This is a genomic window from Pseudomonas graminis, assembly GCF_004364335.1.
Classification (GTDB): Bacteria; Pseudomonadota; Gammaproteobacteria; order Pseudomonadales; family Pseudomonadaceae; genus Aquipseudomonas; species Aquipseudomonas graminis_D.
On record NZ_SOCR01000010.1, the window covers coordinates 177,927 to 197,009 of the forward strand.

At 57.2% G+C, this 19,083-nt stretch carries 13 protein-coding genes; 8 read left to right on the forward strand and 5 right to left on the reverse strand.

What is annotated here, in order from left to right:
* Positions 1-2: 2 nt before the first annotated feature.
* Genes rfbF through EC919_RS20080 form a run of 8 tightly spaced genes read left to right on the forward strand, consistent with a single transcriptional unit; the run spans position 3 to position 9,488 of the window.
* Positions 3-776 (forward strand): glucose-1-phosphate cytidylyltransferase, encoded by a 774-nt coding sequence (gene rfbF / locus EC919_RS20045; RefSeq protein WP_133776099.1) that lies wholly within the window; start codon positions 3-5, stop codon positions 774-776.
* An 8-nt stretch (positions 777-784) separates the two neighbouring features.
* On the forward strand, positions 785-1,873 hold the full coding sequence (gene rfbG, locus EC919_RS20050; RefSeq protein WP_133776100.1) for a CDP-glucose 4,6-dehydratase: 1,089 nt from the start codon (positions 785-787) through the stop codon (positions 1,871-1,873).
* Between the two features lie 21 nt (positions 1,874-1,894).
* A complete protein-coding gene (gene rfbH / locus EC919_RS20055; protein WP_133776101.1) occupies positions 1,895-3,208 on the forward strand; it encodes a lipopolysaccharide biosynthesis protein RfbH in 1,314 nt (437 codons plus the stop codon).
* A 3-nt stretch (positions 3,209-3,211) separates the two neighbouring features.
* Positions 3,212-4,927, forward strand: coding sequence for a thiamine pyrophosphate-binding protein (locus tag EC919_RS20060; protein WP_133776102.1), 1,716 nt, complete (start codon positions 3,212-3,214; stop codon positions 4,925-4,927).
* On the forward strand, positions 4,924-5,859 hold the full coding sequence (locus EC919_RS20065; protein WP_133776103.1) for an NAD-dependent epimerase/dehydratase family protein: 936 nt from the start codon (positions 4,924-4,926) through the stop codon (positions 5,857-5,859). Before EC919_RS20060 ends, EC919_RS20065 begins: the two co-directional genes overlap by 4 nt.
* Positions 5,846-6,250, forward strand: coding sequence for a GtrA family protein (locus EC919_RS20070; RefSeq protein WP_133776104.1), 405 nt, complete (start codon positions 5,846-5,848; stop codon positions 6,248-6,250). The genes EC919_RS20065 and EC919_RS20070 overlap by 14 nt, the downstream gene beginning before the upstream one ends.
* Positions 6,243-7,175 (forward strand): glycosyltransferase family 2 protein, encoded by a 933-nt coding sequence (locus EC919_RS20075; RefSeq protein ID WP_133776105.1) that lies wholly within the window; start codon positions 6,243-6,245, stop codon positions 7,173-7,175. Before EC919_RS20070 ends, EC919_RS20075 begins: the two co-directional genes overlap by 8 nt.
* A gap of 18 nt (positions 7,176-7,193) precedes the next feature.
* Positions 7,194-9,488 carry a DUF7024 domain-containing protein gene (locus EC919_RS20080; protein ID WP_243842298.1) on the forward strand — a complete coding sequence of 765 codons (2,295 nt, stop codon included), beginning with the start codon at positions 7,194-7,196 and terminating at the stop codon, positions 9,486-9,488.
* A 148-nt stretch (positions 9,489-9,636) separates the two neighbouring features.
* On the opposite strand, the gene EC919_RS20085 is transcribed toward EC919_RS20080, so the two are convergent.
* From EC919_RS20085 to EC919_RS20105, 5 genes are all read right to left on the reverse strand, one after another.
* Complete coding sequence (locus tag EC919_RS20085) at positions 9,637-13,359, reverse strand: glycosyltransferase (RefSeq protein WP_133776106.1); 3,723 nt, start codon at positions 13,357-13,359, stop codon at positions 9,637-9,639.
* Positions 13,359-15,005 (reverse strand): methyltransferase domain-containing protein, encoded by a 1,647-nt coding sequence (locus tag EC919_RS20090; protein WP_133776107.1) that lies wholly within the window; start codon positions 15,003-15,005, stop codon positions 13,359-13,361. The genes EC919_RS20085 and EC919_RS20090 overlap by 1 nt, the downstream gene beginning before the upstream one ends.
* Positions 15,002-16,219 carry an ABC transporter ATP-binding protein gene (locus EC919_RS20095; protein ID WP_133776108.1) on the reverse strand — a complete coding sequence of 406 codons (1,218 nt, stop codon included), beginning with the start codon at positions 16,217-16,219 and terminating at the stop codon, positions 15,002-15,004. The genes EC919_RS20090 and EC919_RS20095 overlap by 4 nt, the downstream gene beginning before the upstream one ends.
* Positions 16,216-17,010 carry an ABC transporter permease gene (locus EC919_RS20100; protein WP_133776109.1) on the reverse strand — a complete coding sequence of 265 codons (795 nt, stop codon included), beginning with the start codon at positions 17,008-17,010 and terminating at the stop codon, positions 16,216-16,218. Before EC919_RS20100 ends, EC919_RS20095 begins: the two co-directional genes overlap by 4 nt.
* A 252-nt stretch (positions 17,011-17,262) precedes the next feature.
* Positions 17,263-18,705 (reverse strand): mannose-1-phosphate guanylyltransferase/mannose-6-phosphate isomerase, encoded by a 1,443-nt coding sequence (locus EC919_RS20105; RefSeq protein ID WP_133776110.1) that lies wholly within the window; start codon positions 18,703-18,705, stop codon positions 17,263-17,265.
* Between the last annotated feature and the right edge of the window lie 378 nt (positions 18,706-19,083).

Below are 19,083 nucleotides of genomic sequence, written 5' to 3' on the forward strand. Positions count from 1 at the left end.
TTATGAAAGCGGTCATTCTGGCAGGTGGGCTCGGCACGCGTTTAAGCGAAGAGACGGGTACACGGCCCAAGCCAATGGTAGAAATCGGCGGCAAGCCGATTCTGTGGCACATCATGAAAATGTACTCCTCCCACGGCATCAATGATTTCATCATTTGCTGTGGCTACAAGGGCTACATGATCAAGGAATACTTCGCCAACTACTTCCTGCACACGTCGGACATCACGTTCAACATGCGCGATAACACCATGAAGGTTCACGACCAGCGTGCTGAAGACTGGAATGTGACGCTGGTCGACACGGGCGAAACGTCGATGACGGGTGGTCGCCTGCGCCGTGTAGCGGATTACGTGCGCGATGATGAGGCTTTTTGCTTCACCTACGGCGATGGTGTCGGAAGCATGGACATCAGCGCTGCCGTCGCCTTCCATAAGAGTCATGGCAAAGCCGCCACGCTGACCGCCACCTTCCCGCCAGGCCGCTTTGGCGCACTGGACATCGCCGAAGGCCGGGTGCTGAACTTCAAGGAAAAGCCTAAGGGTGACGGCGCCATGATCAATGGCGGCTTCTTCGTGCTTTCTCCGCAGGTGCTGGATTACCTGGAAGGCGACAGCACGGTCTGGGAACAAGGTCCGTTGATGAGCCTCGCCGAACAGGGCCAACTGATGGCCTTCGAACACCCGGGCTTCTGGCAACCGATGGACACCCTGCACGATAAAAATCTGCTCGAGAAATTGTGGCAGAGCGGCGACGCGCCTTGGAAATTCTGGGACTGAGAATAACTATGAAAGCTTCTGTCTCCGCTGATTTCTGGAAAGACAAAAAGGTTTTCCTCACCGGCCACACCGGCTTCAAGGGAAGCTGGCTTGCCCTTTGGTTGCAGGGCATGGGCGCGCATGTGAAAGGCTTTGCCCTGGCGCCGCCCACTACGCCTTCACTGTTCGACCAAGCGCAGGTTGAGCGGGGCATGGAGTCGCAGATCGGCGACATCCGCGACCTGCAGGCCGTGACCGAAAGCATGGTTGCCTTCAATCCGGACATCCTGATCCACATGGCGGCGCAACCGCTGGTCAGGCTGTCGTACCGCGAGCCGGTCGAAACCTACGCCACCAACGTCATGGGCACCGTTCATGTGTTGGAGGCCGCGCGCAAATGCCCCGGCCTGCGTGCCATTGTCAATGTCACCACCGACAAATGTTACGAGAACCAGGAATGGGAATGGGGCTATCGCGAGAGCGAGCCCATGGGTGGCCACGACCCGTACAGCAACAGTAAAGGTTGTGTGGAGCTGGTCACCAGCGCTTACCGCAACTCGTTCTTTAACACCGAACACTCCGCTGCATTGGCCTCGGCGCGTGCCGGCAATGTCATCGGCGGTGGCGACTGGGCCGACGACCGGTTAATTCCCGACATCCTGCGTGCTGTCGAACAGGGCAAGCCTGTTGTCGTGCGCAACCCTAAGGCCACCCGTCCTTGGCAGCACGTACTTGAGCCGCTCAGCGGTTATCTTGTTCTGGCCCAGCACCTATGGGAGCATGGCCAGTCATTCGCTCAGGGCTGGAACTTCGGTCCTCGCGACGAAGACGCCCAACCTGTCGAATGGATACTCGATCACATGGTGCAGGCGTGGGGAGCTGGCGCTAGCTGGCAGCTTGACAGTGACCCGCAGCCGCATGAAGCACGCTATTTGAAACTGGACATATCCAAGGCCCGCGCTCACCTGAAGTGGGAACCAACCTGGGGCCTGGAAACAACGCTGACTCGCATCGTCAACTGGCACAGAGCCTGGATGGAGAGTGCCGACATGCATGTCCGTTGCGTAGAAGAAATCAATAGCTACATGGCAGCCATGCCACTGGCGCCTAACCGATAATTAGCTTGAGCAGGAAATACTATGACCCCCGATATGCTCCGTCAGGAAATCAGCCAGCTCGTTGAGCGCTACGCCCAGGCTGCCTTGGCTGCCAAACCTTTTGTCGGGGGCGAAACCGTCATCCCTCCGTCGGGCAAGGTAATCGGCGCGCGTGAACTGCAGCTGATGGTTGAGGCTTCGCTGGACGGCTGGCTGACCACTGGTCGCTTCAACGCTGAATTCGAGAAGAAACTCGCTGCGTTCCTGGGCGTGAACCACCTGCTGACCGTGAACTCCGGTTCTTCGGCCAACCTGGTTGCGTTCAGCACCCTCACTTCACCGAAACTGGGTGATCGTGCGATCAAGAAGGGCGACGAAGTCATCGGCGTTGCGGCGGGTTTCCCGACCACCGTCAACCCGATTGTTCAGTTCGGCGCGATCCCTGTGTTCGTCGACGTGGAAATGAACACCCACAACATCAATGCAGACTTGATCGAAGCGGCCATCACGCCTAAGACCAAGGCCATCATGCTCGCCCACACCTTGGGTAACCCGTTCAATCTGGGCAAGGTGAAAGCGCTGTGCGAAAAGTACAACCTGTGGCTGGTCGAAGATTGCTGCGACGCGCTGGGTGCGACTTACGACGGCAAGATGGTCGGCACCTTTGGCGACATCGGCACGCTCAGCTTCTACCCGGCCCACCACATCACCATGGGTGAAGGCGGCGCGGTGTTCACAAACGACGCCCAACTGCGAATGATCGCTGAATCGTTCCGTGACTGGGGCCGTGATTGCTACTGCGCACCAGGCTGCGACGACACGTGTGGCAACCGTTTCGGGCAGCAGTTCGGCAGCCTGCCACAGGGTTACGATCACAAGTACGTGTATGCGCACTTGGGCTACAACCTGAAGATCACCGACATGCAAGCTGCCTGCGGCCTGGCCCAGCTCGACCGCGCGGCGGAGTTCATCGCAACCCGCAAGCGCAACTTCCAGCTGCTGAAAGAGCGTCTGTCCAGCCTGAGCGACTTCCTGGAAATCGCCGAGCCTACGCCTAACAGCGATCCTTCCTGGTTCGGCTTCCCGGTCACTCTCAAAGAGTCGTCCGGCGTCAAGCGTGTGGATCTGCTGAAGTTCCTGGATCAGAACAAGATCGGCACCCGTCTGCTGTTCGCAGGCAACCTGACTCGCCAACCGTATTTCCATGGCGTTGAGCACCGCGTAGTGGGCGAACTGACCAATACCGACCGTACGATGAACCAGACTTTCTGGCTGGGCGTGCAACCGGCGCTGGGTCAGGAGCAGTTCGACTACGTTGGTGAAAAACTGGAAGAGTTCTTCGGGATCGGTTTCTAACTTATGAAAGCATCGGATGCAGTAGCCAAGGTTCTGGCGGACACTCAAGTCCTCTACGGTTTCGAGCTCATCGGTGGAATGATTGCCCACTTGGTGGACAGTATTAACTTGCTCGGCAAGACCAAGTTGGTATCCATGCACCATGAGCAAGGCGCCGCCTTCGCTGCATCCGCCGTCGCACGCGCGACGAATCACAAAGTGATGGGCGTGGCACTGGGCACAAGCGGCCCGGGTGCCACTAACCTGATCACAGGAATTGCAGACTGCTGGTTGGACAGCCATCCGTGCCTGTTCCTGACCGGCCAGGTCAACACCCATGAGCTGAAGGGCGAACGGGCTATCCGCCAGCAGGGTTTCCAGGAACTGGACAGCGTCGCCTTGGTGAGCAGCATCACCAAGTACGCTCACCAGGTCACCCATGTTGACGAACTGATTCCCTGCTTGCTCAAGGCGATCACAACCGCCCGCGAAGGCCGGCCAGGGCCCGTGCTTCTGGACATTCCCATGGACGTTCAGCGCGCCGAAGTTGACGACGCTGTGCTTGAGGAATTGCTGAACGCGTGGGCTCGTGAGTCGGACGTTGCGCCGGCGCAGAAAGACTCGCATGCGGACGTCTGGGCGTTGTTGGAAAAAGCTCAGAAGCCGCTATTCCTGATCGGTGGCGGTGCCGTGAATACGCCTCAGTTCAGCCAATGGTTGAGCGAGGTCCGTAGACTGGGCATCCCTCACGTTGCGAGCCTGAAGGGCGCCGAGAAGGTGCCCGCCAGCGAGCACTACATCGGGATGCTCGGTGCTTACGGGACGAGGGCGGCCAACTATGCCGTGCAGCATTGCGACCTGCTGATTGTGTTCGGGAGTCGCATGGACGTCCGTCAAACCGGCGCCAAGCCCGAAACCTTCGCGCAACACGCGCACATTGTGCAGTTCGATCTGGACGCCGCTCAACTGGACAACAGGGTGAAGGCGCAACAGTCGATCAATGCCGACCTTGAAGCGGTGTTTGCTTCCTTCCTGGCTCGCGCTCCGATGCTGCCGCCCTCGCCGCCGTCCTGGCATGCAAGTCTGGCGCAGGTATTCGAGCAATCGTTCAAGGACGAGTACACCGATTGGAGTTTCAGCCCTTTCGCTTTGTTCGGTGCCCTCAACGAATTGACCGAAGGCCGGGCGCTCGACTACGTGGCCGATGTAGGCAATAACCAGATGTGGGCGGCGCACACCTTGCGCCTGAACCCCGGTCAAGCCATGCACCACTCCGGCGGTCTCGGCACAATGGGTTTTGCCATTCCGGCGGCAGTGGGCGCCTGCGTTGCAGGTGGCAAGCCAGTGGTGGTCATTACCGGCGACGGCGGGGCCCAGCTGAATATCCAGGAGCTGGACATCATTGCCCGTGAGCGGCTGCCTATCCTGACCGTGGTCTTGAACAACCACTCGTTGGGCATGGTGCGCGGTTTTCAGGAAATGTATTTCGAGGGTCGTAACTCCTCGACTTACTGGGATGGCTATACCTCGCAATTCAAGGCCCTGGGCGAAGCCTACGGCATTGATTCGCGCAGCGTAATCAACCTGGAGGCGTTCAAGTCTGCGGTCGTGGAATTCCTGGCAGACGGTAAGCCGATGCTTATCGAAGTGTTAATGCCAGACGCCCGCGAATGCCGACCGCGCCTTGAGTTCGGCCGTCCTATCCACGAGCAGTCGCCGTTGCTGGACATGGGTCAATGAAGGTTGCCATCCTTGGAGCCAGCAGCCACATCGCCAAGGACCTGATAGCCAGTCTCGCTCAATCCACGGCGTACACATGCACGCTGTTTGTGCGTACGCCCGCCACCCTGGACGCAGGCGTTCAAACGATCGCGGCACGCGAGGGCTTTCCGGTTCTCGACTACGCCGCTTTCGATGACAGCGGCGAGTTCGATGCGATCATCAACTTCGTTGGTGTAGGCGATCCGGCGCGGGCCGTACAAATGGGCCAGGCGATCTTCAGCGTCACGGAGCAATACGACAATCTGGCCCTGGCCTACTTGCGTAGCCACCCTGCCTGCAAATACATCTACCTGAGCAGCGGCGCCGCCTACGGCGCCAACTTCTCAGCGCCGATCACTGGCGACTCGGCTGCCGTGTTCCCCATCAACGCGCTGCAGCCGCAGCACTGGTATGGCGCGGCCAAGTTTCAGGCAGAATGTCGCCACCGCGCGCTGCCGGAAGCGGCCATCACCGATGTGCGAGTCTTCAGCTACTTCAGCCATCGCCAGTCGTGCGAGGCGCGGTTCTTCCTGAGTGACATCCTGCGGTCCCTGCATACGGGCACCGTGCTGGAAGTCGCGCCCGATGACATGCTTCGCGATTACCTCACGCCTGCAGACTTCATGCAGTTGATCGACCGTGTTTTGCAGGCACCTCCCGGTAACGATGCAGTGGACTGCTACAGCCTTGCGCCGGTGGGCAAGTTCGAATTGCTGGCAGCGGTGAGCGAGGAGTTCGGTCTGAAGTTTACGGTTGCCGGTGAGCAGGCGCGGGTCAATGCTACGGGACCCAAAGCTCATTACTATTCGCACAATCGCAGGGCTGAGCAGTTGTTCGGCTATGTCCCCGGCGATTCATCGCTGAGCGGCGTGTTGCGCGAAATCAGGCAGGCGCTGCATGCAAGAGACTGAAAAAGCGTGGCCACGGCTTCACGCGCTTCTCAAGATAAAACTGGTCCGGTTTGCGTTGGTGGGGATGTTGAACGCGGCGTTCGGCTACGGCTGCTTTGCGGGCTTTCTCTACCTCGGTCTGCATTACAGCATGGCATTGCTGTTCGCCACGATCCTGGGCGTATTGTTCAACTTCAAGAGCACTGGCGCCCTAGTGTTCGGTTCGAAGAACAACAAACTCATTTTTCGTTTCGTGGCCGGCTACGCCGTTGTCTACGCAGCCAACGTGGCCGGGATCGCTGCGCTGAAGTTGCTGGGCGTAAACCCCTACTTAGCCGGCATCGCTCTGATCGTGCCCATGGCTTTACTCTCATTCGTCATTAATAACAGGTATGTTTTCAATTATGCGTAAGCTCATCAGCATAGTGACCCCTTGCTACAACGAAGAAGCCAATATTGATGAGCTGCACCAGCGCATCGTCGAGGTGATGTCGCGCCTTGACTACGATTACGAACATATCTTCATTGATAACTGCTCGACCGATAACAGCATCGTGAAGTTGCGCGCACTTGCGGCGCAGGACAACCGGGTCAAGTTGATCCTTAACGCCCGAAACTTCGGTCATATCCGCTCGCCCTACTACGCCCTGCTGCAGGCTCGGGGCGACGCGGCCGTGCTGATCGCCTCCGACCTTCAAGACCCGCCCGAGATGATCGAAGAGTTCGTGAAGAAGTGGGAGGAGGGCTTCAAGACCGTGATGGCAGTGAAGCCAGAGAGCGAAGAGTCTCGCCTGATGTTCATCGCACGCCGCGCCTACTACCGCTTCGTGACCCGCATCTCCGAAGTCCCGCTGGTGCAGAACGCAACAGGCGCGGGCCTGTTTGATCGTGCGGTCCTGGACATTCTCAAGAAGATTGACGACCCGTATCCGTACTTCCGTGGTCTGCTGTGTGAAATCGGCTTCCCGATTGCCACCGTGCCGTTCAAGCAACCACGGCGCCTGCGCGGCATCACCAGCAACAACTTCTATACCTTGTATGACATTGCCATGCTGGGTATCACCAACCATTCCAAAGTGCCGCTTCGGCTCATGGTAATGGGGGGAGCCTTGCTTGCAGGATTAAGCCTGTTGGCAGCGTTTGGTTTCCTGATCGCCAAGCTCGTGTTCTGGAACTCATTCCAGGTGGGTATCGCTCCTCTGCTCATTTCATTGTTCTTCTTCAGTTCGGTTCAGATTTTGTTCCTGGGGATGCTGGGTGAGTATCTGGGTTCGGTTCATACCAAAATTCGCAATATGCCGCTCGTGGTTGAAAGCGAACGCGTAAATTTTGACTAACCAATCCGAGCAAAGACTTTGAATTCAGAAATCAGTACACGTCCGCACCGCCATGGCGACATAGGCGGTTTCCCTACGTGGCGGACAACGCTTGCTTGCGAGTGGAAGCTTCTGCTCGTTGGTGCCATTGCGACATTCTTCCTAGCCAGCTTCTTCATGAGCGGCTTGCACGGGCTGATCCCGGACCTGTCCCGGCCATATGGGTACGAAGGCGACGGGATGCTTCATGCGTGGATGGCGCAGCGGGTTACGGAAGGCTGGCTGTTTGATAATGCGCGCAGTGGCTATCCTTTCGGTTCGAGCTTCCTTGATTTCCCGGGCTCGGATGCTGCTGACCACTTATTGATCAAAGTGCTCGCGCTCATCGCGGGTGGCTGGCCAGCGGGCGTAAAGCTGTTTTATCTGCTCAGCTTTTCTTCCTGCTTTGTCGGCACCTACATAACCGCGCGGGCGTTCGGCCTGAACCGCAAGTTTGCGGCCACCATGAGCGTGCTTTACACGTTTGTCCCGTTCCATTTCTTACGATTGAATCACCTTTTTTATACTTGGTACTTCGTCGCCCCGGTGTTTTTCTATCTGGCGCTCGATATCTATCACACGCAAGCGGCCCAAGCCAAAGCTCCCATCAAGTCTGTGTTACGCAAACTTTCTCTAACTGCGTTGTGCATGGTGGTGCTGGCCTCCTTTGGCGTGTACTACGCGCTGTTCGGGCTGATCATTCTGGCATCAGCAGGGGTATTGAGTGCCGTCAGATGGAAGAACATTCATGGCGCAAAAAAAGCAATGCTGCTGAGTATTGCCATTGCGTTCGGTGTTTTTCTCAACCTCGCACCCAATATGCTTGGAACCTATAGAAACGGTCCTAACCAGGAAGTCGCTAAGCGCTCGTTCGCCGAGTCTGAAATCTTCGGTCTGAAGATGATGCAACTCTTGATGCCACGCCCGGACCATCGCGTAGGCCCCCTGGGGCAAGTGGGTGTGAAATATTACCAAGGGGCGCCGCTGATCAATGAGAACTACACCGCATCCTTGGGGGTCATCGGTGCAGCGGGGTTCATGCTGGCATTGTTGTATTTGATATTCGCCCCCGCTCGTTCGGAGCCTGACGCTAGGCTGCGCCTGCTGGCTGCCGTTACCTTGGTGTTGTTTCTATTCGCAACGATTGGTGGGTTAGGCTCGCTGTTCGCAATGCTAGTGTCCCCTTCCATCAGGGGGTGGAACAGGGTCAGCATCTTCATAGCATGCGGCGCGTTGCTGTTCTTCTTCATCTCGCTGCAGCTCATATTGCAGAAGAAAGCCCCTCAGTTCGCTAAATATTCAGTAGCTATCTCCGCAGTGCTGCTGTTTGTCGGTCTATATGACCAGACCGGACCAGTCTGTAAGCGTTGCAATGCAGCCGTTGAAGAGGCATTCGACAGCGATAAACGCTTTGTAGCAGCAATCGAAAATACGCTCCCTGCGGGCAGTGCTGTTTACCAACTGCCCTATATTGGCTTTCCCGAAGAGCCGATCATGAACCGCCTTTCCAACTATCAGCTTCTGGCAGGCGTGCTGCAATCGAAGGCATTGCACTGGAGCTTTGGCGGTATGAAAGGCCGGCCAGGTGATCAGTTCTATCGCGGACTTGCGCAAGAACCGATGGCGCGTCAGCTTGAGGTCATCCGCAAGCTGGGCTTCGACGGCATTTATATCGATCGCCGAGGTTATGCAGATAACGGCCAGGCACTGGTGCAGGAGCTTTCTGGCCTGCTGCAGCAACAGCCACTGCTTCAGAGTGACAACAAAGAACTGGTGTTCTTCAGGCTCGATGGCAGCCAGCATCCCGATTTAAGCGGTCTCTCCACAAAACAGATTCAGCAGCAGGCAGGCTTTGTTGTCGACGCTATGGGTGGGCGTTACAGCGGTAACCTGGCGACCGGGATCGACTTTACCCGCGGCGGGATGCCTGAGTTCATACGCGCCGCTGAGGGCTTTTATAATGTAGAGCCGTGGGGGCGTTGGTCTTCTGCAAAAGCGGTGTTCGATTTTACCGATCCACTGCCTCAAAAGTTTACTCTTGTGCTGAAGGCTATGCCCTTTGGGCCAAACGCGACCGACCCGACTCGCGTCGAAATAGGCAGTCATGTCTATAGCGTTCAGATTCCTCAAGGGACATCGGAAGTGCGTGTGAATGTGGACCTGGAGGGCTCAAGCGCTGACCGCATAACTTTCATCCCGCCTAAGCCGATCTCGCCCAAGCAGCTGACCGGGAGTATGGATGATCGGATCCTTGGCATCGGGTTTGTATCAATGCGGATCCTGAGTGACAAGTGATCTTGTCCTTTAGCACTTGGCGCTGCCGTCAGCGCCAAGTGCTACTGCAGCTTTTTCATCTATAAGCCGCGTTGCGGCTTTTGGACAAGTCCATGAACAGAATCCTCCCCCTGCCTGTAATCAAGCCAGGGGGAGGGTATCCCGGTGCTTACTCAGCCAGCGCCTGTGATGAGTGAAACAGCTGTCCAGCGCTCTGCTCCCACGTCATCCACGGCATTCCATCAGACTTCGGCTGCGCTGCAGTGCGATGCAGTTCGATCCACGCCGTAACGCTCTTCGCAAGTGACTGCGCATCCTGTCCCTCGAAGTAGAAGGCATGCTCACCCGCCACTTCGCGAAACACAGGGATGTCCCGGGCAATCAAAGGCAACCCGTATTGCGCCGCCTCAATGAGTGGCAGGCCGAAACCTTCACCAAGTGATGCAGCAATCAGCGCATCGGACTGTGCATAAAGGCTACACAGATAGTCATCGTCGATGCCCTCAAACCAGAACAGGCGCTTCCCGGATTCCGGGTGCTCTCTCAGCCTCTCGACAAGCGCCTCAACCATCCAGCCCTGCTTCCCGACGATCAGCAGATTGGCGTCCTGCTGATTGGCCCAAAGCAACTCGAAAGCGTCCAGGACCTGAGCATGGCCTTTTCTTGGCTCTACAGTGCCCACCATTAAAAATGACGGACGCGCCTGAAGGCTGGAGAGGACATTTTTGGGAATGGCAGACGTGCCTTCGGCACTGGTTGGCTTGGTGATGTCAGCCCCCAGATGGAACCACGAGATATTGAAAGGTCGCTTGGAAGGTTTGCGATGCTCCGCCACCCACTCAGCCATCTCATCCGCAACGGCTTTGGAGATGCAAATCACACCGTCCGACTCTGCAACGGTTTCCAGCCATCCATCCAGAATGTCGGCCGCCCCTACAGGGAAGCACTGCGCCAGCTTTTTGAGCAGCAGGTCATACACCACGAATTGCACCGTGACGCCACGGCGCCTCATCTCTGCCAGCGCCTGCCGCTGTCTCGGGACAATGACGGGTTGCAGATCCAGACCAACGAAATGGTCCCCGGAGTGGTAAACCACCGGCTCATCCTCAAGAAGATGAGTCGGGCAATTCAGGAACCCCAAGGTGAACTGTCTTGCGTACCGGTAGCCATCCGCGTCCTCGGTGGCATAGACCGGCTCAACACGATAATTGCCCGGAGGCGTCGTAAGCCACACCTCAAGAATGCTCCGGACAACGCGCTGGATACCGCTTTTGGCATCGCGATTAACCAGTTCGGAAATGTCTACGAGTAACTGTGGTTTGCAGATGGTCGGCTTCAAGCTTTGGTCTATGGACTCAGCCACGGCCATCGAGCTTTCATAGCTGAAGCCCTGTTTTTCCAGACCTGCAATCGACGTCACAACCTCCGACACCGAGTGATAGGAATCTTCGTGAAACTTCTCGATGGCCTGCCGGTAGAGGAAGGCGCATGCCCGTGGAGAATGTCGGGTGTGAATCAGTTGCTGCCCTTGCGCGCCGATGCGCTCGCGGGCGGCAGAGTCCTGGCGCAGAAGATTCAGCGAGTCCGAAAGCTCGGCGTCGTCGAAGTCATCCGGCAGCTTGACCAGGCTGGAGGTCGGTATGTCCGACATGCTGCCATTGGCGTTTACGATCGTGGCAATGCCGTAATTCAGGCAATCGAGGACGGCGGCGGAGGTTTCCCCGCGTGACAGGGTGCGCAACTGAACCGCCGCATCCGCGACTTCCAGATACGCTTTGAACATATCGGCGTCCGCCCAGCCGGTGATTTTGATACGGTCGCGGCAGGGGCTGGCGTTGATCTTTTTGAGCAGATTTTCGCCAAATTCACCTTCACTGTTCTGGCCGACGTAGACCAGATGACAGTGCTCATCCTGCGCCAGCTCGGATTCCAGCCAGGCGTCCAGCAGACGATTGTTGAGCTTGGACGGGCCCAGCAAACCAAAACTGCAGACCACGAAGTCGCGTTCTGAGAACCCCAGCTTCTCTTTTGTCTCTGCGTGGGTACGCGCGTTGGGGAAGCGAGGTGTGCGCAGCAGGGGAATCTCGGCCCACTTCAGGCCTGAGTTTTCGCCGTACCACTGCTGTGCCAGCCGAATCGAGTAATGGGAATGAACAATGATCCCCTCGGCTTGTTGAAGGACTCGCAAGTTGCACGAGTATTTCCACACCGCATCTGCCGTGTCAGCGCCGTTGACACGCTGGCTGACCGCCTTATAACCGTGACCGAGGTACAGAGCCCGGGTCCAGAAGCCCTGATGCCCTAGATGAACCTCCATGTGCGCCGCAATCCCCGACAGGAAAAAATCGTGGAGGACGACGGTCCCCGGGATTTTTTCGATCAGGTGGAACATATGTTCATGGAAGCTGGAATTGCCGAAGTGATAGATAACGCGATCAAACACGTGGGCGTTTTCTTCGAACCAGGCGACCGAGCGCAGCTTGTAATTGATTCCAGCGTCAGCGGGCGAAACAGACTCCTGGGCCACGATCACATCAATCTGGTAGTGGGCCGCAAGTTCAGGAAGCAATTCGGCGCTGTAATCGCTGATCCCGCTACGGGCAGGCGGGAGCGGAGACACATAGGCCAGGCGAGGTCGCTTCGGCGCACGCACCGGATTCAAAATCGAACGGCGGCCGGCGATCAATTCCTTGACGGCCCGCACGGCTCGAATCGCTGTCTCCTCCCAACTGAATTGACGAGACTGCTGGATGGCCAAGTCCGCCAGCCCGGCCCTGAGCGCATCATCAACCAGTACTTGTTCCATCTTCGCGGTGATGGAATCGATCTGATACGGATCAAACAGCGCCTCGGGGTTCCCGAGCACTTCCGGTAGACTCGATGTGTTCGAGGCGATGACGGGCTTGCCGCAGGACATGGCTTCCAACGCGGGCAAGCCAAAACCTTCGTGCAGCGACGGGAAGATAAACAGCTTGCATGCGTTATACAGGGCGATCAGATCGTCTTCGCTCACGTAACCGGTGAAACACACGTCCGCTTTCTTCAAGCCGGTTGAGACAACTAGGTCCTGAAGACGAGAGCGTTCGTCCGGCTGAATGTTGCAGACGATCACCAACTGATGCTCGCGGCGAACCGGCTTGGACAGTTTGGCGAAAGCGCTGATCAGACCTTCGATGTTCTTTCGCGGATCAATACCACCCGTGTACATGACGAATTGGCGGTCAATCCCCAGTCGGTTTTTCAGGCTTGCGTCCTGCTGTTCGTCGAGCTTCGGCCGGTAATGGTCAGTGTCGATAGCGGTGGAAATATTGACGACTTCCTCGGGAGTGAACCCGAGGTGATCAATGACTTCCGATCGCGATGAGTCGGAGATCGCCAGCACCAGATCGGCGCGGCGCAAATGCTGAAGCTTGGTTTCGTACCAGCTGCGAACCGGCGGTGATGCCAGGTAAGCGTCGGGATTGATGTAGGGAATGAGGTCGTAGACGATCGTTGCCGTGGGGATCGACGAGTTCAGCGCCTTGATGCTGGTCACCACGTCGTCCACCAGACCTTCAAACAGGCTGGTGATCAGGATGAGGTCCGGGTCCAGATTGGCAATGAACGCCTCACGCACCAATTCGGAAGCCTGCCGATTCCAGGCATTCTCCGGATTGAGCGCGCTGACCTTGCTGCTGGGCCGCCATGTCTGGATATGGCTGGGTGGCAACAGGCCATAAAGCTCGTCCCGAACGTAATCGACGGCGTCGCCGAACAGCCCATTCAGGACGACGAAGACTTCCACGTCGCTACGGTTTTTGATGAAGGCCTTGGTGAACGACAGCGCGTACCGTCCGATGCCCCGATTTCTGTTTTCCGCCTGGGCGCCCTGAAGGTCAATAACGACGCGCATCAATTCGTATCCTTACGTTGTTCGTTGCTGTTGAGGCGGTTGTAGATAGCCTTGGCATTTTCCGTGAGGTGAGCCGGAGCAGCGGGGACATCACTCGGATCAGGGGTAAAGCTCGGAGTCGGCTCCGGGTACTGGACCGTCTGCGGCGTGACCACTGTTTCCGCCCTGAGACGAGCGGCAAGGGCTTGCAATCTGGTTTGCAGGCCGGGGATGCGAAACAGCACGCGCTTGACGTTCTTGCGCAGGCCGGGTCGGTTCAGAACGCCTTTCAAGACTCTTTTGACAGCCCGCTTGAGTGTCTGCGACGGCGATGAAGTCACCGATCTGCCCAGCACGGCACCGCCTCGAAGCGGGCTTGTCACCCGCCATGAGGTGCTGTTTTTCAGTTGAGTGAGGTACTCGTTCAACGAGTGATGTTCGCCGGCCAACGTTTTGATTCTTTCATCTTTGTGAGCAGCATCGTCTTTCAACGCATTGATCTGGCTCAGGCGATTTTCTGCCTCGGTGTACCACATGTGCGCGTTTCTGGACGACTCATCGAGCAGTTTGACCAGCGACGCGTTTGCGAACTCGAGCGAGGTGTTGGCATTTTCCAGCGAAGCATTGGCAGTTTTGAGCTTGTCCAGCTTGAACTCGAGGACGGCAGCCTTGACGTCATCCACCTGGTGGGTCATCGCGGAGTACTCACGCGCGACGTGATCGAACCGGCTGTTGAGCAGAGCAGCAGTGCTGTCCAGAATCTCGCGCTGCTCTTCCAGTTTCTCTGCCTGATTGTCCACAAGACGCGATTGCAGATCATCCAGCTTTGCAGTTTGAATCTCGTCGAAACGTTGTTGGAACTCCCCAAGAGTCACCGTTTGATTCGCTGCCAGACGCTGCTCCATTTCACCGAGTTTTGAGGCTTGAGTCTCCTCGTAACGACGTGCCAGCTCGTCAAGACTCAGTCCATATGCGGCATCAAATGCCGAGTCGAACGCCGACATATCCAGCGTTTCTGTATCTTTCTGGGCAACGATCGCGTAATCCGGGCTTGCTCCGCCAATCACGTCCATCAATCCAACGGTGGGACTGTCCACCAGCGTAGGGTTTTCTTGAAGGCGCAGTAGCTTAGAGCGCGAAAAGCCGCTGAACGAGACGAGAAATTCCAGCAGCATGTGCGGAATAGGTTTTTCATGTGTTGGGTCGAGATAGAAGTTCTGCGTTCCAACAATCAGGTTTTCTGCGTTCGGCGTTTCGAGAATCAACAGTCCCCCGGGCTTGAGCACCCGGTTCGCTTCGGCGACCAGTTGTTTCAGGTCTTCGAAGGGGATGTGCTCGACGATGTGAAAACCGGTCAATACGCAGAGCGAATCGCTTGGCATCGCCTTCAGATAGAGCAGCGCGTCCGCTTTCTCGGCAGGCAAGTGTCGGGCCTGGCAGGCTTCCAGCATGCCTTCGTCCAGATCAACACCCGTGGCGTTGAAGCCGTTTTCCACCAACGTTTCCAGCCACTCGCCGCGGCCGCAACCTACGTCGAGGGCACGGCAGTCGTCATAGAGACCCTGCAGCGGGAGGATGAACGGAAGGTACACCTGCAGTCGCTGCTTGATAGTTTCGTGAGAGCCGCGATGCTTGTCTTCAAAGGCACGATAGAACTGCTGGGTCACTGACTACACTCCACGGTGGGTTGTATCCAGGCTGAGCCAACGAAAGGAATTTTGTCCGCGTTGATCACGTTAAACACCAGTGCCAAGTCTCGCCATTCGTAATTTGCGTTGAGGTGAGTGTCTGCCGTATGCAAGGCGACAGCGATAGAGTATGAGCCAACGCCAATATTGGCGTCGAACCTGAAGACATACTCCAACTGGGTACCCCCTTCGAGCGCGCCCATCTTCTTGTCCAGATGATGGGTGTTGGTCCCGTAAATGGGCTGACCCAGCCGGTCCTTGATCATGTAGCCGACCACCAGCTCTGGAATGGGGCTGTTGACGCTGATTTTTATCTTAAGACTGAGCGATTGCCCGACGGATACGAATTCGACCGGCGCATCGAGTTCGTTGTAGAGCGCAAGACTCTCGATAGTCGCCTCCCCTGATCCCGAACGGGTCTGCACGCTGCCGTCGGCAAGCTTGTGCACTTGAACAGTGGCGTTTTCCTTCTCGGAAATAATGGCGTTGTAAAAATCCATCACCTCTTCCGGCGCGCCGTCCTTGATCACCGTGCCCCCTTCAATCAGGAGTACACGGTCGCACAGCGCCTGGATTGAGCTTCGGTCGTGGGAAACGATCAGCAGCGTGGTGCCTTGATCCTGGAACTCGCGAATCCTGTCGAAACTCTTGTGCTGGAAATAGCTGTCCCCAACCGAAAGCGCTTCGTCCACGATCAGGATTTCCGGGCGCTTGGCAGTGGCGACCGCGAAGGCGACCCTCATCTGCATGCCGCTGGAATACGTCCGGACCGCCTGATCAAAGTATTCGCCAACCTCGGCGAACGCCTCGATCTCACCCATCACTTCATCAATCTGCTGAGTGGTAAAACCCATCAAGCCGGCAGCGTGATAAACATTCTGACGACCCGTCAGCTCCGGGTTGAAGCCCATACCGAGTTCCAGAATCGCCGCGATCCGGCCGTGCACCTCAACGGAGCCCGTTGTCGGCTGCAGAGTGCCGGTCAGCATTTTCAGCAGCGTTGACTTGCCCGCACCGTTCTGGCCCACGATGCCAATGGCCTCGCCTGCGTTAATCTCGAAATTGATGTGCTGGAGAACCCAATGCTCTTCGCGGGGAGCACTTTTGATACCCAACCAGCGGCCAATGCGCTGCCACTCGCTGCGGTACGTCCGATAGGCTTTGCCAAGGTCTTTCGCGCGCAACAGGCTCATAGGGCGTCCACCATTTCAGGCGCTGCTCGGCGGAAGATGTAAAGGCCGAAGCCCAGCAGCAGGCATGTGATCAGAACAGTGATACCTATCTGCGAGAAGTCAGGCGCCACGTTGTAAACGAAGACATCGTGATACGCCGTCACGATCGGGTACATCGGGTTCCAGGCGATCAGTGACTTAAGGTCTTCGGGAATGATGTTGATCGGGTAGACGATCGGCGTGAACCAGAAAAGAATCTGCAGCACGATCGGGATGACCTGTCCGATATCACGCACAAATACGTTGAGCACACCCAGAATCAGGCCCAGCCCCACAGCCAGCGCTGCGACGATGAGAATTAGGGGAATGGCCCACAGCATCTCCCAGGTCGGCCATTGGCCGAGACAGATGAACACCGCCAGCACGGAGAGCAGCAGCAGCAGATTATTCAGCAGCGCCGAGCCCAGCACGATGAAGGGCAGGGTGATCCGCGGGAATCTCATCTTCTTCATGAGATTGCCGTTCTCGATGAACAGCGTCAGGCATCGGTTGATGATCTCGGAAAAGAGGCTCCACGCGAGCGTCCCGGCCATCAGGTACAGCGCGTAGGCGTATTTGTTTTCGATGCCGGGCAGCTTCGCCGCGAGCACATTCGACAGAATCAGTGCGTAAATCAGCACGTTCGCCAACGGGTTTATGATCATCCACAACCCGCCGAGGCTGCTGCGGGAGAACCGAGAGACGAATTCGTTGCGGATAGAAGTGCCGATAAAGCTCCTGTAACTGTACAGCCCTCTCAACAATCCAAACATGTGTTCACCTTAAAATCCTGAAACTTCAAATGGGGCTCACTCACTGGCATTGCTTCTCCCGCGGTCTGGCGTCGATCTAGACGCGCATAAACTGATCAGATGAAGGACAACAGTTGGGCATTCTGGAAGCAGACCCAGTCTCGCCGGGAACTATGTTCCTGGCGAGAAGGGCCTTTGGGAAGGTCAAGTGCGGTCCATGGTCGTCGGCAGACACCAGAAACCATGGCTACCAAGACCAAAGTTTCGGTTGCCTTATTGACCCGCGCGGCCATAGACATCTTCAAAACGAACAATATCGTCCTCACCCAGGTAATCGCCGCTCTGCACCTCAATCAGCACGAGGTCGATCACGCCCGGGTTGGTCAGGCGATGCTGATGCCCAGCACGAATAAACGTCGATTCATTGGTATTCAGCATCAGCTCCTGATCGTCGTTCACGACAATCGCCATGCCGCTGACCACGATCCAGTGCTCGCTGCGGTGGTGGTGCATCTGCAGGGACAGCGATGCTTTGGGCTTGACCACGATGCGCTTGATTTTGAAGCGCTCGCCGTTTTCCAGGGTCGTGTAAGTACCCCATGGGCGATGCACCGTCTGGTGCAGCTGATGCAGGGTGTGGCCTGACTTCTTCAGTTGGGTGACGATGTGTTTGACGTCCTGGGCATGATCCTTGTGCGCGATCATCAGGGCATCGGCGGTGTCGATGACCAGTAGGTCTTCCACGCCGACCAGTGCGGTCAGGCGTTCTTCGCTGTTGACGTAGTTGTTGCGCGCGCCGTGGGACAGCACTTCGCCTTCAAAGCGGTTGCCATTGGCATCGGCATTGGTCAGTTCGCTCACGGCGTTCCACGAGCCGATGTCGCTCCAGCCAATGTCGCATGGGACGGTGGCGACCTTGTCAGAGCGCTCCATCAGTGCGTAGTCAACCGAGATGTCCGGGACTTTGGCGAAGGACTCTGCGTCCAGGTTCAGGCAGCGGTAGGCGTCGCCTTTGGTCTGACGAGACAGGCTGATGGATTCGGCAGCAGCAGACAGAACGTCAGGCGCATGCTTTGCGAGTTCTTCAAGAACAGCGCCCACCTGGAAGCAGAACATGCCCGAATTCCAGAAGTAGTTACCCGCTGCCACGTAGGACTGGGCGGTTGGCAGATCTGGTTTTTCCACAAAACGTGCGACTTTCAGGCCGCTTTCGCTCGGGATCGGCTCGCCGGCTTCGATGTACCCGAAGCCCGTTTCCGGGTACTGCGGCTTGATGCCGAACGTGACGAGCCAACCGTTGGCGGCGAGTCGAACCGCTTTGGCGACGGCCTCGGAAAAGGCGACTTCATTCTGGATAAGGTGGTCAGCTGCAAGCACGAGCATGAACGCTTCCGGACCGTGCGCGTCCTTCAGTTGCAACGCGGCCATGGCGACGGCTGCAGCGGTGTTGCGGCCGAAAGGCTCAAGGATGAACGCCTGAGCCGGGCCGGATTTGGCAACATGCCGGTATTCGTCTTCGGTCTTGAACAGCAGCTCTTTGTTGGTGACCGTCAGAATTTCCGAGACCCCTTCAAGCGCAGCAGCGCGCAGGAAGGTTTTCTGAATGAGGTTCTGTCCGTCGGGCAATGTCATGAACGGTTTTGGGTGGGCCTCGCGCGAGACGGGCCACAACCGGCTACCTACACCGCCGGACAAAATTACCGGTATCAATTCCATATTTCTAGATCCTTGCGCGTAGCCAGGCAGTGATGTTTGAAGTGAGGTCGGACCAGGCGCGAGGCCTCATCCGACAAATGCGGTTAGCAGGGGACGGCTGTCGTTTTCGTGTGGCGGCCCGTGCGAAGGGCGCAAGAATATCAGAGTGGCGTCGACATGCGTGTGCCCCGAGTAGGTTTGCATGCTGTAGGACATTTCAGTCGTCGGCAGGCGTCGCTGTGGCGATCCGACAGGATCCAACTTCTTGGCTTGTGATCCGGACAACACAGCCCCTGAGCCAGCAGCGCCGGAGCGCCGCTAACATGAGGCCACTCAAGGGAGCAGGTCGTTTAAGCGAGCAACGGTAGTGGCACGCCATCCCCAATCGCTGCAATATCG

What these genes read in the sequence shown, in the direction of transcription:
- rfbF (WP_133776099.1), top strand. Translation starts at nt 3, where the DNA reads ATGAAAGCGGTCATTCTGGCAGGTGGGCTCGGCACGCGTTTAAGCGAA.
- rfbG (WP_133776100.1), top strand. Translation starts at nt 785, where the DNA reads ATGAAAGCTTCTGTCTCCGCTGATTTCTGGAAAGACAAAAAGGTTTTC.
- rfbH (WP_133776101.1), top strand. Translation starts at nt 1,895, where the DNA reads ATGACCCCCGATATGCTCCGTCAGGAAATCAGCCAGCTCGTTGAGCGC.
- EC919_RS20060 (WP_133776102.1), top strand. Translation starts at nt 3,212, where the DNA reads ATGAAAGCATCGGATGCAGTAGCCAAGGTTCTGGCGGACACTCAAGTC.
- EC919_RS20065 (WP_133776103.1), top strand. Translation starts at nt 4,924, where the DNA reads ATGAAGGTTGCCATCCTTGGAGCCAGCAGCCACATCGCCAAGGACCTG.
- EC919_RS20070 (WP_133776104.1), top strand. Translation starts at nt 5,846, where the DNA reads ATGCAAGAGACTGAAAAAGCGTGGCCACGGCTTCACGCGCTTCTCAAG.
- EC919_RS20075 (WP_133776105.1), top strand. Translation starts at nt 6,243, where the DNA reads ATGCGTAAGCTCATCAGCATAGTGACCCCTTGCTACAACGAAGAAGCC.
- EC919_RS20085 (WP_133776106.1), bottom strand. Translation starts at nt 13,359, where the DNA reads ATGCGCGTCGTTATTGACCTTCAGGGCGCCCAGGCGGAAAACAGAAAT.
- EC919_RS20095 (WP_133776108.1), bottom strand. Translation starts at nt 16,219, where the DNA reads ATGAGCCTGTTGCGCGCGAAAGACCTTGGCAAAGCCTATCGGACGTAC.
- EC919_RS20100 (WP_133776109.1), bottom strand. Translation starts at nt 17,010, where the DNA reads ATGTTTGGATTGTTGAGAGGGCTGTACAGTTACAGGAGCTTTATCGGC.
- EC919_RS20105 (WP_133776110.1), bottom strand. Translation starts at nt 18,705, where the DNA reads ATGGAATTGATACCGGTAATTTTGTCCGGCGGTGTAGGTAGCCGGTTG.